Origin of the sequence: Paenibacillus glufosinatiresistens (assembly GCF_031470375.1) — a bacterium.
Taxonomy (GTDB): domain Bacteria; phylum Bacillota; class Bacilli; order Paenibacillales; family Paenibacillaceae; genus Paenibacillus_AQ; species Paenibacillus_AQ glufosinatiresistens.
The window spans coordinates 113354-127488 of sequence record NZ_JAVFHT010000003.1 but is presented as its reverse complement, the minus strand read 5'-3'; the positions used below and the strand labels follow the sequence as shown (position 1 = coordinate 127488).

13 protein-coding genes and 1 pseudogene are annotated in these 14135 nt (G+C 58.8%); all 14 read right to left on the bottom strand.

Translation table 11 applies throughout. The annotated features are described in order from the left end of the window. Positions 1-43 precede the first annotated feature (43 nt). Positions 44-640, bottom strand: coding sequence for a dipicolinate synthase subunit B (locus RBI05_RS05555; protein WP_150457275.1), 597 nt, complete (start codon positions 638-640; stop codon positions 44-46). Between the two features lie 6 nt (positions 641-646). After that, entirely contained in the window at positions 647-1540 is an 894-nt protein-coding gene (dpsA, locus tag RBI05_RS05550) for a dipicolinate synthase subunit DpsA (protein WP_310550367.1), read from the bottom strand. Between the two features lie 184 nt (positions 1541-1724). Beyond that, positions 1725-2171, bottom strand: a complete 447-nt coding sequence (gene dut, locus RBI05_RS05545) for a dUTP diphosphatase (protein WP_310550366.1) — start codon at positions 2169-2171, stop codon at positions 1725-1727. Beyond that, on the bottom strand, positions 2131-3420 hold the full coding sequence (locus RBI05_RS05540; protein ID WP_310550365.1) for a M16 family metallopeptidase: 1290 nt from the start codon (positions 3418-3420) through the stop codon (positions 2131-2133). The genes dut and RBI05_RS05540 overlap by 41 nt, the downstream gene beginning before the upstream one ends. Positions 3421-3497: 77 nt before the next feature. Beyond that, entirely contained in the window at positions 3498-4520 is a 1023-nt protein-coding gene (locus RBI05_RS05535; protein ID WP_310550364.1) for a polysaccharide deacetylase family protein, read from the bottom strand. Positions 4521-4823: 303 nt separating this feature from the next. After that, positions 4824-6920: a polyribonucleotide nucleotidyltransferase gene (pnp, locus tag RBI05_RS05530; RefSeq protein ID WP_310550363.1), complete on the bottom strand. Its 2097-nt coding sequence runs from the start codon at positions 6918-6920 to the stop codon at positions 4824-4826. A gap of 202 nt (positions 6921-7122) precedes the next feature. After that, entirely contained in the window at positions 7123-7392 is a 270-nt protein-coding gene (gene rpsO, locus RBI05_RS05525) for a 30S ribosomal protein S15 (RefSeq protein WP_150457269.1), read from the bottom strand. A gap of 177 nt (positions 7393-7569) precedes the next feature. Beyond that, complete coding sequence (locus RBI05_RS05520) at positions 7570-8508, bottom strand: bifunctional riboflavin kinase/FAD synthetase (protein WP_310550362.1); 939 nt, start codon at positions 8506-8508, stop codon at positions 7570-7572. Positions 8509-8558: 50 nt separating this feature from the next. After that, positions 8559-9473: a tRNA pseudouridine(55) synthase TruB gene (truB, locus tag RBI05_RS05515; protein ID WP_310550361.1), complete on the bottom strand. Its 915-nt coding sequence runs from the start codon at positions 9471-9473 to the stop codon at positions 8559-8561. After that, positions 9470-10447, bottom strand: a complete 978-nt coding sequence (locus tag RBI05_RS05510) for a DHH family phosphoesterase (protein WP_150457266.1) — start codon at positions 10445-10447, stop codon at positions 9470-9472. The genes truB and RBI05_RS05510 overlap by 4 nt, the downstream gene beginning before the upstream one ends. Before the next feature lie 16 nt (positions 10448-10463). Beyond that, positions 10464-10823 carry a 30S ribosome-binding factor RbfA gene (rbfA, locus tag RBI05_RS05505; RefSeq protein ID WP_150457265.1) on the bottom strand — a complete coding sequence of 120 codons (360 nt, stop codon included), beginning with the start codon at positions 10821-10823 and terminating at the stop codon, positions 10464-10466. 20 nt (positions 10824-10843) lie between these two features. Continuing rightward, positions 10844-13483 (bottom strand): translation initiation factor IF-2, encoded by a 2640-nt coding sequence (gene infB / locus RBI05_RS05500; RefSeq protein WP_310550498.1) that lies wholly within the window; start codon positions 13481-13483, stop codon positions 10844-10846. Further along, positions 13478-13802: pseudogene (locus RBI05_RS05495) on the bottom strand (YlxQ family RNA-binding protein); the annotation flags it as partial. The pseudogene RBI05_RS05495 and the gene infB, both read right to left, overlap by 6 nt. Continuing rightward, entirely contained in the window at positions 13792-14106 is a 315-nt protein-coding gene (gene rnpM, locus RBI05_RS05490) for an RNase P modulator RnpM (protein WP_150457457.1), read from the bottom strand. The gene rnpM and the pseudogene RBI05_RS05495, both read right to left, overlap by 11 nt. Between the last annotated feature and the right edge of the window lie 29 nt (positions 14107-14135).

Genomic DNA, 14135 nt, shown 5'->3' with positions numbered 1-14135 from the left:
AGCGGGCGGCAGGGAGGCTCTTGCTGCCATTCGTGCTGCAAATTTATGCTGAATGAAACCGTTCAATGATCATCGGCTGAAGCTGCACGCCCGACAGGGCGGCATAACAAGCTTCCGGAATCAGGTCCATCCGGGCCACCAGCGAGTTCGGTTTTCCTTGCGGATTATCCTGACCGAACGGAACAAAATAAATATTCTTCGCCACCAGGAGCTTGGCGATATTCGCCGCGTTGAGGCCCAGACCGTCGTTGGTCGAGATCGCCAGTACAACCGGACGCCCGTTGCGCATCTGCGACTTGGCCGCCATCAGGACAGGTCCGTCCGTCATGGCGTTGGCCAGCTTGCTTGTCGTATTGCCCGTGCAGGGCGCAATGGTCAGCACATCCAGAAGCTTCGACGGGCCCAGCGGTTCCGCTTCAACAATTGTAGAAATGATATCATTCCCCGTTATATCTTTCAACTGTTTTAGCCAATTTTGCGACGTCCCGAACCGGGTATCCGTTCCCTTCACCGAAGCCGAGACGATCGGCACGACATTGGCTCCCTCATCCACAAAACGCTGAATTTGCGGCATGACTTCCTCAAAGGTGCAGTGGGAGCCTGTAATGGCGTACCCGACAGTTTTCCCGTGCCAGTTCATGTATTCTCACCCCTCCTGTTCGCGGCTCTCCGCGCGTATGCACTCCACCAGAGCGTTCGCCATGATGATGCCGGCGGTCTTCGGAGCGACAATCCCCGGCAGACCCGGAGCCAGCAGAGCGCGGATGCCTCTCTTCTCGGCATAGCGGAAGTCCGTGCCGCCCGGCGAAGAAGCCAGGTCGATTACACAGGCGTGCGCCGGCAGCTTGGAAATCATCTGCGCATTCAGAATCATCGAAGGAATCGTATTGAACACCAGATCCGCATCCGCCAGATTTCGTCCGAGGTCTTCCGTCATGAACGCCTGCCAGCCCATCTCTTCCGCCCGCGCGTAATGCTCTCTCCGGCGGACTCCAACCCGCACCCTCGCTCCAAGGCCTTGAAGGCTTCTCGCCATCGTAAACCCGGTACGTCCCATCCCCAGCACCACGGCTGCCGAGCCGTGTATGGTAAAATCCGTATTCTGGATCACCATAGCAAGCGCCCCTTCCGCGGTCGGAATGGAGTTATAGATGGCCACATCATCCTGCTCCAGCAGTTCGGTCAGCCGCAGCCCCCGCTCCCGGCAGAGCTTGCGCAGGAACGGCTTTGCCATTCCCGTGTATACCGTGCAGTGGGCCGGCAGCGCCGCAATCTGCTCCGGTCCGATCCGAAGCGGCACCGACGAATACTTGGCTCCGACCTGGCCCTCATCATCGCAGCCGACCACAGGCAGCACCAATGCATCCGCCTCCGACAGCAGGGAATCTGTCAATTCCGCCTTCGCCGCCCCCGGCAGCTGCCCTTCCCAAAGGTCGAATCCGACCGTACTCACGCCGGCGTCCATTTCTACGCATTTGCGAATGATTTCAATTTGTCTTGCATCCCCGCCCAGGAAGACGATCCGGACGCCAGTAAGCATAGGATGACGCTCCTTTCACCACTTACGCTAACGACTCTGGAGCATTGTATGCCGGGCAAGGGCGATGGGTGAATGCGGAAGCGCGGGCAGCCGGTAACCGAACCGGCATTTTTCCATAAAAAAAGCCCGCGCCGCCTGCATGAGCAGGCCCGCCGGGCTTGTCTTTCGCTTGTCTTCCGTCTGTTTAACGGCCGGTATGGCCGAAGCCGCCCGCGCCGCGGGCCGTCTCGTCCAGTTCCTCCACCCAGGCCAGCTCGGTGGCCGGCACCGTCTGGAACACCATCTGGGCGATCCGCTCGCCGCGCTTGACGGTGAACGATTCCTGCCCCAGATTGATCAGGATCACTTTGATCTCGCCGCGGTAATCGGCATCAATCGTCCCGGGCGTATTCAGACAGGTCACGCCGTATTTGATCGCAAGCCCGCTGCGCGGACGGATCTGCGCTTCGAGCCCCACCGGCATGGCCAGCGCAATGCCGGTCGGAATAAGCGCGCGGGCGCCCGGCGTCAGCGTGACCTCTTCCTCCACGGCCGCGAACAAGTCGTAGCCGGAAGCCTGCTGCGACATTTTGCGCGGCGCCTCCACATCCTCAGAGCCCGGAAGCTTGCGAATTTGCACGTATGGCAACAAGATCATCTCTCCTTACATTGAGAATCGGTTTATCGGATGTACCCACCATGGCGGCGGCAAGCGGCCGGGCGAACATCCGGTCCAGCAGCGCGTCCACGTCCTTCATGCTTACGTTCTGAATCCGCTCGATCACATCGTCGAGCGATTCGTGCCGACCGAGCATCAGCTCGTTCTTGCCGAGCCGGTTCATTCGGCTGCTGGCGCCTTCAAGCGAGAGAATCAGGCTGCCCTTGAGCTGCTCCTTGCCCTTGCTGAGCTCGTCTTCGGACAAGCCCTTCGCCGCCAGATCGGCCAGCATCTCCTTGGTCAGCTCCAGCACTTCCCGGGTCTGCTTCGGAGCGGTCCCTGCGTAGACCGTGAACAGGCCGCTGTCCGCCTGTGCGCTGTGGTAGGAATAGACCGAGTAGGCCAGGCCGCGCTTCTCGCGAATCTCCTGGAACAGGCGGGAACTCATCCCGCCGCCGATTGTATTGTTCAGCAGCACCATGGCGTATTGAAGCGGATCATCGATGGCGCAGCCGGGCAGCGAGAGACAGATATGGTTCTGCTCCGTTTTTTTGCGCTGAAACAGAAGTTCTCCCTGGAATTCGGGAGGCGTCAGAGCCGCTTCGCTGCCCGGGTTGTCGAATCCGGCAAAATACCGTTCCAGCAGTTGAACGACCGCTTCTTCGTTCCCGAGGTTGCCTGCCAGGCTGATCACGGTATTCTCCACCGTGTACTGCTTCTTCATATAAGAACGCAGATCATCCGGTCCCATGCCGAGCAGAACGTCCTTCTGTCCGAGAATGGTCATGCCGAGCGGATGGCTGCCGTAAGCGGCTGCGGACATCAGCTCATGCACCAGATCGTCCGGCGTATCCTCGCACATGGAGATTTCCTCCAGAATGACGTTGCGTTCCTTCGCCAGCTCCTCCGGGTCCAGCTGCGACTTGAGAAACATATCGGACAGCACATCCACCGCAATCGGCAGATGCTCATCCAGCACCTTAGTATAATAGCAGGTATATTCCTTAGCCGTAAAAGCGTTGAGATTGCCGCCGATGGCGTCAAACTGCTCCGCAATTCCTTTGGCGTCGAACCGGTCCGTCCCCTTGAACAGCATATGCTCGATAAAATGGGAAATCCCGTTGATGTCCGGCGTTTCGTTGCGCGATCCGGTCTTTACCCAAATGCCGAAGGCGACGGACCTCCCGGTTGGAATATTCTCCATCACGACCCGCAATCCGTTGGACAGTACAATTTTGTTCATTCGGTTCCTCCTGGTTCATGCCATGTTCCTGCTCTCGTGAAGAACGGGCTCTACATATCCTATCAAAATCAGGCCGCTCACTCAACCGCATCGTCTTCGGGGCGTTCGGCCGAGAGCGTCTCCGAGACGGTTGCCAGCCGCAGCCCCTTGGCCCGGATGCCGCGAATCATCCCCCGGAGCGCCTGGGAAGATGTATCCGTCGGATGCATCAGAATCAGACTGCCCGGCTCGGCTTTGGACGTGATTTTGGCAACGACGGCGTCGGCGGGCGGATGCCTCCAGTCCACCGTATCGAGCGTCCAGAGCACCGTCTTCAGTCCGAGTCCCTGGGCGATTTCAACCGTCTGCGCATTAAAATCTCCCGAAGGCGGAGCGAACCACTTGTTCTCGACCCCAAGGCTCGACTTCAGCAGATCCTTCGTCTTCGCGATTTCAAGCTGCGCTCTCTCCCGGCTGAGCCGGCTCATATTCGGATGCGTATAGGCGTGGTTCTCCATCTCGTGGCCCCGGTTCTTGATCTCCAGCGCCAGCTCCCGGTTCTTGCTCAGCCAGGTGCCGTCGAGGAAGAACGTCGCCTTCACTTTCTCTTCGTCCAGAATGTCCAGCATCGGCTTAATGAACTCGTTCCCCCACGCCACATTAATCATCAGCGATACAAAAGGTTTCGCCGGATTGCCGCGGTAGATCGGCTGCGCCCCCAGATCCTCAAGCGAGACTTCCGGCTTGATCCGCCGGAATACGTAAGGAATCTGCTCTCCCGGCTGCAGCACGGACGCCTTCCGGTACGTTGCCTCTACATCGACTTCCCGTCCGTTATACCCGGGTATCGCCTTCCAGACCCGGTCCACCCGGGCATTCAGCGGCTCCTGCCGAAGCTCGGAAGCCTTCCGCTCAATAAGCCGCCGCAGCGGCTCCTTCGGCTCCCCGCTATTCTTCTGCGGCGCCGCAGCCGCCGCAGACGCTCCGCTCCCGCGTTCGTCCGGCGCCTCGCCGTGCACGGCCGCCAGCATATTCCGCACCGGCGGAGCGCTCCGCCCGATGCCGATGACGACGGCCAGACAGGCCAGAACCATCGCCGCCTTATTCACATTTGCTCCCATACTCCAGCTTCCTCCCGCGTACCTCGAATCGCCGGGGTTTACCGCTTCTGGCAGGGAAGCGCAGCCGGCGTCTTCCGGCGCGGCCGGCCGGGCCCGCGCAGGACTTTGTCCCATTCTATGAGCGCCGCTGAACGAATATGAGGAGCATTCCATTCCAATAAAAAAGAGCCAGATCGCAAAAGCCTCTGCCTCTTTGCCGTTGCCGGCCGAAGGTCGTCCTTGCGGCCGTCCCCTTCCTGTGAAAGGGACAGCCGCTGACGCAATCGTTATTCACTCTTCATGCGCTGCCGGAACCCGGACAGGTCAAGCCTGCGGTTCAGCAGTGAGCACGGCCTTGCGGGACAGGTTGACCCGGCCCTGCTGGTCGATCTCGGTAACTTTGACCGTCACGGTATCGCCGATCGCCACGACATCTTCCACCTTGCCGACCCGTTCGGTCGAGAGCTGGGAAATATGCACGAGGCCGTCTTTGCCCGGAAGGATCTCGACAAATGCGCCGAATTTCTCGATCCGCTTCACCGTGCCGACATAGATTTCGCCGACGACGACTTCACGTACGATGCCTTCGATAATGCCGCGGGCCTTCTGAATCATCGCTTCATCCGAAGACGAAATGAATACGCGTCCGTCCTGCTCGATGTCGATCTTGACGCCGGTCTCGTCGATGATCTTGTTGATGATTTTGCCCCCGGCGCCGATCACGTCGCGGATCTTGTCCGGGTTGATGTTGATGATAATGATCTTCGGCGCATACGGAGACAGGCTCTCTCTCGGCTTCAAAATGGCTTCCGTCATTTTGCCGAGAATGAACATGCGGCCTTCCTTCGCCTGCTGCAGCGCTTCTTCAAGAATGGAGCGGTCGATGCCGTCGATCTTGATGTCCATCTGAATGGCGGTTACGCCTTCCGCGGTACCGGCCACCTTGAAGTCCATGTCGCCCAGATGGTCTTCCATCCCCTGGATGTCCGTCAGGATCGAGACATGCTCGCCGTCCTTGATCAGACCCATGGCCACACCGGCAACCGGCGCCTTGATCGGAACGCCTGCGTCCATCATCGCCAGCGTGCTGGCGCAGATGCTCGCTTGGGAGGTGGAACCGTTGGATTCCAGCACTTCGGAGACCAGACGAATTGTATACGGGAACTCCGCTTCGTTCGGGATGACCTTCGACAGGGCGCGCTCGCCCAGAGCGCCATGACCGATCTCGCGGCGTCCCGGCGCTCTCAGCGGACGGGCTTCGCCTACGCTGAACGGCGGGAAATTATAGTGGTGCATGAACCGCTTCGTCTCGGCCAGGTCGATGCCGTCGAGAATCTGCACATCGCCGAGCGCTCCCAGCGTACAGATGCTGAGCGCCTGGGTCTGTCCACGGGTGAATAGGCCCGATCCGTGCGTGCGCGGCAGCAGCGACGTATCGCACTCGATCGGACGAATTTCGTCGAGCTTCCGGCCGTCCGGACGCACCTTGTCATGGGTGATGAGCCGGCGGACTTCTTCCTTGACGATATCGTGCAGTACTTCTTTAACATCGGCAATCAGCTCAGGCGTCTCTATGTATTTCTCGGAGAAATACTCGACGGTCTCCGCGTTCACGGCGTCAATGGCATCCTGCCGGGCATGCTTCTCGGCGATACGGACCGCCTGAACCAGCTTCTCGGCCGCAAAATCGCGGACTTCCCGGTTCACATCGACATTCACGGCATGGAGCTTGACTTCCATCTTCTCTTTACCTGCAAGCTTCACCAGTTCTTCGATGACGGCTACAATGTTCCGGATTTCGGCATGTCCGAACATGATCGCTTCCAGCATGATTTCTTCGGGAACCTCGTTGGCTTCCGCTTCCACCATCATGATGGCATCCTTCGTACCGGCCACAACAAGATAGATGTCGCTGGCTTCCTGCTGGGCAATCGTCGGATTGATGACGAACTCGCCGTTCACCCGGCCGACCACCACGCCGCCGATCGGGCCGCTGAACGGCACATCGGAGATGCTGAGGGAAGCGGAGGTGCCGATCATCGCGGCGATCTCCGGCGAGCAGTCCTGATCCACGCTCATGACGAGATTCAGCACCTGTACATCATTGCGGAATCCTTCCGGGAAGAGCGGACGAATCGGACGGTCGGTCAGACGGCTGGAGAGAATCGCCTTCTCGCTCGGTCTGCCTTCACGCTTGATGAAGCCGCCGGGAATTTTGCCCACCGCATAGAGACGTTCTTCATAATTGACGGTAAGCGGGAAAAAGTCGAGATCCTTCGGCTCTTTTGAAGCGGTTACGGTGCAGAGCACCGAAGTATCGCCGTAACGAACCATCACGGCTCCGTTCGCCTGCTTGGCGAGACGGCCTGTCTCCAGCACCAGCGTTCTTCCGCCAAGCTGCATTTCAACACGTTGTTCCATAAAACCCCTCCTTGAATTGGGCTTGTTCCTTGATGTTCTCGTCTTCTATGGAAAAAAGCCGCCGCAGGCGGCGGCTGACCAGCCTTTGGGCATCACTCTGATTATCCCCAAATTTTTAAAAAGCAACCCGGCGACCCGCTGACGCTTCAAGGAAGCACATACGGTATACAACCAGGCTGCTTTAGGGGTAAACGTATGATGATTAGCGACGCAATCCAAGTTTCTCGATCAGGGCGCTATAGCGTCTAACGTCCTTGTTCTTCAGGTACGCCAACAGCTTACGGCGCTGACCTACCATCTTCAACAATCCGCGGCGGGAATGATGATCCTTCTTGTGCGTACGCAGGTGGTCGGTCAAGTTCGTAATATTCTCAGTCAGGATCGCGATCTGCACTTCAGGAGATCCGGTATCGGATTCATGCGTTCTGTGCTCTTCGATCAGCTGATGCTTCCGTTCTTGAGTCAATGCCACTCTGTTCACCTCCTTCTCTATAATCGCCTGTGGCCTCGTCGCCGTCGGTGAAGCTCGTACAACCAAGCCAAGGTTATCGTCAGCGGCAAAAAGCCGGCAACGTTTAACAGTATAGCATTACGCGCGGCAAAAGTAAAACAAATTGGCGTCTCCCGCAGCCAAATTTCTTCATCCTCTTCAGCGGAGCTGATGCCGGGCCACCTCGGCATCGGCGCCGATCTGGCGAATCAGCGCGTCCACCGAATCGAACTTGCGCTCGGGACGAATGAACGAGACCAGCTCCACTTCCATTTCACGGCCGTACAGGTCCCCTTCGAAGTCGAACAAATGCACCTCAAAGCTCGGTTCCAGCGCCTGTTCGTGAAAGGTCGGCTTGACTCCGACATTCATGACTCCGTCCAGCCGCCGGCCGTCAATTCCGGCCCGCACCGCATAGACGCCCGTTGCCGGAATGACATAGCGGTCCTCCAGCTTCACGTTGGCCGTTGGAAAACCGATGGTCCGTCCGCGCTTCTCGCCGTGCGCGACCGTCCCCCGGATCCGGTAGGGCCGTCCGAACCAGGCATTGGCGGTCTCGATGTCGCCTTCCTGCAAGGCTCTGCGGATGCCGGAGCTGCTGACCTTGACGCCGTCCAGAAGAAACGGCGGCGCGGTCTCGACCTGCATCCAGCCTTCTCCAAGGCGCTGCAGCATCTCGGCGTCGCCTTCGCCCTTGTAGCCGAAGCGGTAGTCGAACCCGACTACCGCGGCGGAGAGGCGCAGCGGCCGGAGCATTTCGTCTACGAACTGCTCCGGACTGATCCGGGACAACGGCTCATCGAATTCCAGAATGTACAGGACATCGATGCCCATATCCGCCAGCAGCTCGCGCTTGTCGCGCGGCGGCGTCAGGTATCCGTCGTAATTTCCCTTGCCCATCACATCTTTGGGATGCGGATGAAAGGTGATGACCGCGCATGGCAGCCCCTCCCTGCGCGCACGCGCAACAGCGGCGGCAATTACGCTGGCATGTCCGCGATGAAGGCCGTCGAACTGACCCAGCGCTGCGATCTGGGGTCTTCCCCATTCTCCGGCCGCCTCCGCCGATAACGGGAAGCTTAACATTACGGTTCTCACGTTGCTCCTCACCTGCAATTCACATAGGTTCTTATAAGTTCACGGTTTCTTTAATTGAATACTTTTACCGGAGCGATGGCCCCGCTCTCTTCGCGTTCAAAGATGCCCAGGAATTCGCCCTTTTCGTCGTACAGCCGAATCGGACCGGATGCTCCGACCTCCGGCGCCACAAAACGCGCAGCCAGCCGCTGCCCCTGAAGAGCCGCCTTGCGCTTCTCTTCCATGACCCGGTGCTCCGGAAGATGGGCAATGGCCTGATCCGCCGGAATCAACGCCTCCTGCAGGTCTCCGCGCTCCATGCGGGCAGCTATCTGCTCGAGCGTCAGACACCGGTCCAGCGTAATGCCGCCGGACCGCGTCCGCTCCAGCTTCACCATGGCCGCCGGCACCGAGAGCGCCCGGCCGATATCCACGCACAGCGTCCGGATATAGGTTCCCTTGGAACAGAGCGCCCGGAAGGCTACGTCACGGTGCCGTCCATCCGGCGTCGGCGTCATTCCCAGCATTTCAATTTCGTAAATTTCGACTTCCCGGCTCTTGCGCTCCACTACCTTGCCTTCCCGGGCAAGTTCATAGAGCCGTCTTCCGTCCACCTTGACCGCCGAATACATGGGAGGAACCTGGGAAATGACGCCGCGGAAGCGCTCGAGCGCCCCGCGCACTTCTTCCTCGGTCACCCGAATTTCTTCCTCCGACTCCGTCAGAGTTCCGGTCAGGTCTTCGGTGTCGCTGCTGACCCCAAGCCGAAGAACGGCGACATACTCCTTCGGCAAATCCTGAATATATTCGACCACCCGGGTTGCTCTGCCGAGACAAAGGGGGAGAACGCCGGTTACCATGGGGTCCAGCGTCCCGGTGTGGCCGATTCGTTTCATACCAAGCAGGCGGCGCGCCCGGGATACGACATCATGGGAGGTCATGCCTGCAGGCTTGTGGACGGCCAATACGCCTTCCAGTTCCGTCATAATCTCCGGTTGACCTCCTCCAGAACCTGCTCGACCGCCTGTTCCACCTTCATTTCAAGGCGGGCTCCCGCTGCCCGTGTGTGGCCGCCTCCTCCGAAGACCTGGGCCAGTGCCGCCACGTCCACTCTTCCTGCTGAACGCAGGCTGACCTTGACGGCGCCGTCATGAATGACCTTGAAGAGGAGTCCCACTTCCACGCCCTGAATATTGCGCGGATAGTTCACGATTCCTTCCAGGTCCTCATTGGCCGCTCCGCACTCTTCCATGTCCTTCGGGGTGACGACTACCCAGGCGATGTCTCCGCGGGGAGACATCTGCAGCGTATTCAGCGCTCTCGTCAGCACCCTCATCTGGGGAAGCGTCATCTCCTCCAGCAGGGTCTCGGCCAGTTCCGGGCCGTTCACGCCCATTTCAAGCAGCTTCGATACCGCCGCCATTACCTTCGGCGAAGTATTGGAGTATCTGAACCCTCCCGTATCCGTCAGCAGGCCGGTGTAGATGGCCGTCGCAATCTCTTTATCCCAGGCTGCCCCGAATTCATTCAGCAGATCGAACAGAATCTCCGCGGTTGCCGCAGCGTCGGGCTTGATCAGCGTAATCTCCCCGTATCCGTTGTTGGTTGGATGATGGTCAATGTTCACGATCCGCGCATCCTCGGCGAACAGCCGCTGGGTCCCGCCGACGCGCTGGAAATCCGCACAATCGACGCAGATGACATGGCTGAACTTGCGGTCGGGCTGCGAAACGGACATATCGAGAATCTCACCGGCATGCCACAGATAACGCATGCGCGCCGGAATCGGGCCTTCGTTGATCATAACGTATTTCTTGCCCAGACATGAGAGAAGCCAGCCCACCGCTAGGGTGGAGCTGACTGCATCTCCGTCCGGCTGAACATGCGACACTATCAAATAATCGTCGTGTTCCAGCAGAAACTCGCGGGTCTGCCGGAGACATTGTTCGTAGCTCTGCATTCGCCGTCTCCTTTAATTAAGACTCCTTCTCATCCGTTCGGCCGATCTCTCCGAGCAGCTTCTCGATCCGGCTGCCGTAGGCAACCGATTCGTCGAACTTGAAGATCAGCTCCGGCGTATGCCGGAGGCGGATCACTTTGCCCAGTTCGGATCTCAGAAAGCCGTTCGCCTTCTCAATTGCCTTCAGGGAAGCAGCCTTCTGCTCGTCGCTGCCGAATACGCTGAGATAGACTTTGGCCTGGGACAGATCATTGGTCACATCAACGCCGGTTACGGTAACGAAACCGACCCGAGGATCCTTCAACTCTTTCTGGATCAGGAGACTGAGCTCTTTCTTGATCTGCTCGCCAACCCGCTCCGCTCTGATCTTGGACATGTTATTGTCACCTCTTGTCTTTAGCGCTCGACGGATTCCATAACGAACGCTTCGATAATGTCACCCACCTGGATGTCGTTATAGCGTTCCAAAGTTATGCCGCATTCATAACCCTGCGCCACTTCTTTGGCATCATCCTTGAAGCGTTTCAGGGAATCAATCTTGCCCTGGAAGACGACGATGCCGCTGCGGATAAGGCGAAGCTCGGCGTTGCGCGCGATCTTGCCGTCGATAACCATACAGCCCGCAATCGTGCCGACTTTGCTGATCTTGAACATGTTGCGCACTTCGGCGTGGCCGATGACGTTCTCTTTGAATACCGGATCGAGCATGCCCTTCATGGCCTGTTCGATCTCTTCGATTACATTGTAGATGATGTTGTGGAGACGAACATCCACCTTCTCCTGCTCGGCCGCCGCCTTGGTCTGGGCGTCCGGACGAACATTGAAGCCGATGACAATGGCATTCGATGCCGCGGCCAGCGTAATATCGGATTCCGTAATGGCTCCCGCTCCGCTGTGAATAATCTTGACGCGCACGCCTTCCACTTCGATCTTGGCCAGCGAGCTCTTCAGCGCTTCAACCGACCCTTGAACGTCGCCCTTGATAATGACGTTCAGGTCCTTGATTTCGCCGTCCTTGATATGCTTGAACAGGTCGTCCAGCGTGACGCGGCTGTTCGTATTCAGCTCCGACTGGCGCTGCGTAATCGCACGCTTGTCGGCGATAGAGCGGGCCTTCCGCTCATCCTCGAATACCATGAACGGATCGCCGGCTCCCGGTACTTCGGTCAGACCGGTGATCTCGACCGGAGTCGAAGGACCGGCTTCCTTCAGGCGGCGTCCCTTGTCACTGACCATAACCCGGATGCGGCCAAAGCAGTTGCCGGCGACAAAAGCATCGCCCACATGCAGCGTACCGTGCTGGACGAGAATCCGAGCCACCGGTCCGCGGCTCTTGTCGAGCTCGGCTTCGATGACCGTACCGCGCGCCCGCTTGTTCGGGTTGGCTTTGTACTCGTTGACTTCCGCAACGAGCAGAATCATTTCAAGCAGTTCCTCCAGACCGATGCGCTGCTTGGCGGAGACGTTGACGAAGATCGTATCGCCGCCCCACTCTTCCGGAACGAGCTCGTAGTTCGTCAGTTCCTGCTTCACGCGGTCCGGATCGGCGCCCGGCTTATCAATCTTGTTGACCGCTACGATAATCGGCAGTCCGGCGGCCTTCGCATGGTTAATCGCTTCGACCGTCTGCGGCATCACGCCGTCATCGGCTGCAACGACGATAATCGTCATATCGGTAACCTGCGCACCGCGGGCACGCATGGCCGTGAAGGCTTCGTGGCCCGGCGTATCGAGGAAGGTAATCTTCTTATGGTTGATCTCCACCTGATAAGCGCCGATATGCTGCGTGATGCCGCCGGCTTCGCCGCCGGTCACGTTCGTCTTGCGGATCGCATCCAGAAGCGTCGTCTTGCCGTGGTCAACGTGGCCCATGATCGTGACGACCGGAGGACGAGACACCAGATCTTCTTCAGCGTCGTTCTCTTCTACCGTCTCGAACCGGTCTTCTTCAACCGGAATCTTGACTTCCACTTCTACGCCGAATTCGCCGGCGAGCAGCTGGATGGTATCAATATCCAGTTCCTGGTTGATGGTCGCCATAACGCCCATCAGAATCAGCTTCTTGATAACCTCGGAAGCATCCTTGTGCAGCAGCTTGGCGGTCTCGCCGACCGTCATCTCGCCGCGGACAATAATCTTCTTCGGTGTATTGTCAATCTTCTCCCGGCGTTCCCCCGAGTACTGATTCCGGCCGCGCTGGTTCTTGCCGCCGCGGTTGTTGCCGCCGCGGAAGCCGCCCTTGCCGTCTTCAAAGCGCTTCGAGTTGCCGTTCTGGCGGTTGTTGCCGCTGCCGTTGCCGCCTCTACGGTTCCGGTCATTGCTGCCTGCGCCGCCGCCCTGTGCAGCCGGACGGGAATCGCCCGGGCGTGCTCCGCCGCCCTGGCCTTGCGGACGGCTGCCGCCGCCTGTGCGGGGGCCGCTCTGGCCGCCTTGGCCCTGCGGACGCGGTGCTCCGCCGCCCTGGCCTTGCGGGCGTCCTTCACCGCTGCGGTTGCCGCCTTGGCCCTGCGGACGGTTGCCGCCCGGACGGTTCTGGCCGCCCTGGCCTTGCGGACGGCTGCCCTGGCCGCCTTGGCCCTGCGGACGGCTCTGGCCGCCGCTTTGACCCTGCGGACGTCCGTCCTGGCGGGGTGCGCTGCCTTGACCCTGAGGGCGGGAGCTGTTCGAACTGGAAGTACGGCGGTTATCCTGGCCGCCTTGCGGACGTTGTGACGTTGTCGATGAGTTGTTCGGTTTACTGTTCATACCTACCTGCTTTTCATTTTGATTTTTGTTGGCACTCTGGCTATCGGCGGCAGCGCTTGTCTGAACCGGCCGGCTTGCGGCCGAGTTCTCGCGCTTGGCCGCCGCATTGCTTTTGACATCTTTGAAGAATTGCTCCACTTTGGAGACGGAGTCGTTCTCCATTACGCTCATATGGTTATTCACAGGGACGTTGAGCCGCTTCAGGATGGTGATAATTTCTTTGCTGCTCATGTTCAGCGACTTGGCATATTCATAAACACGCAATTTGTCCTTATTATCCTGTTTAGTCAATAACTCCACCTCCGACATTGTCTCCTAGCTGTCTGGAGATCATGTTCGCGAATCCCTGATCGGTAACGGCGATGACGACACGGCTTTCTTTGCCGATCGCTTCGCCAAGGGTATCGCGGCTAGCCCCGATCACCAGCGGAATATCGTAGGTCCCGCACTTATCGCGGAACTTCTTGTGCGTATTCTCCGAAGCATCCTCTGCCAAGATTACAAGCTTCGCTTCTTTGGAGCGGATGGCCTTCAGTACGATTTCATCGCCCGTCTGCACCTTGCCGGCGCGCATGGCGAGTCCCAGATTGGAGAGCGCTCTATTCGTCATCATCATCCGGCCCTTCCTTGGCGGCGAGGAACCGGTCCTCCACTTTGATGAAATCCCGCATCAGCTGCTCGTAGATTTCAGGCCCCACCGTGGTTTTGAGCGCCCGGTCCAGCGCCTTGTTCTTCTGGGCCAGCCGGAAGTATTCCAGCTTGCCGCAAATATAGGCGCCCCGCCCGGACTTTTTGCCGGTAAGATCAATCAGCACTTCGCCCTCCGGCGTACGCACAATCCGGATCAGCTCTTTCTTGGGCATCATTTCCTGGCTCGCCACACATTTGCGCAGCGGAACCTTCTTCTGCTTCACCATGATTCTAGCACCGCCTCTTCCTGGAA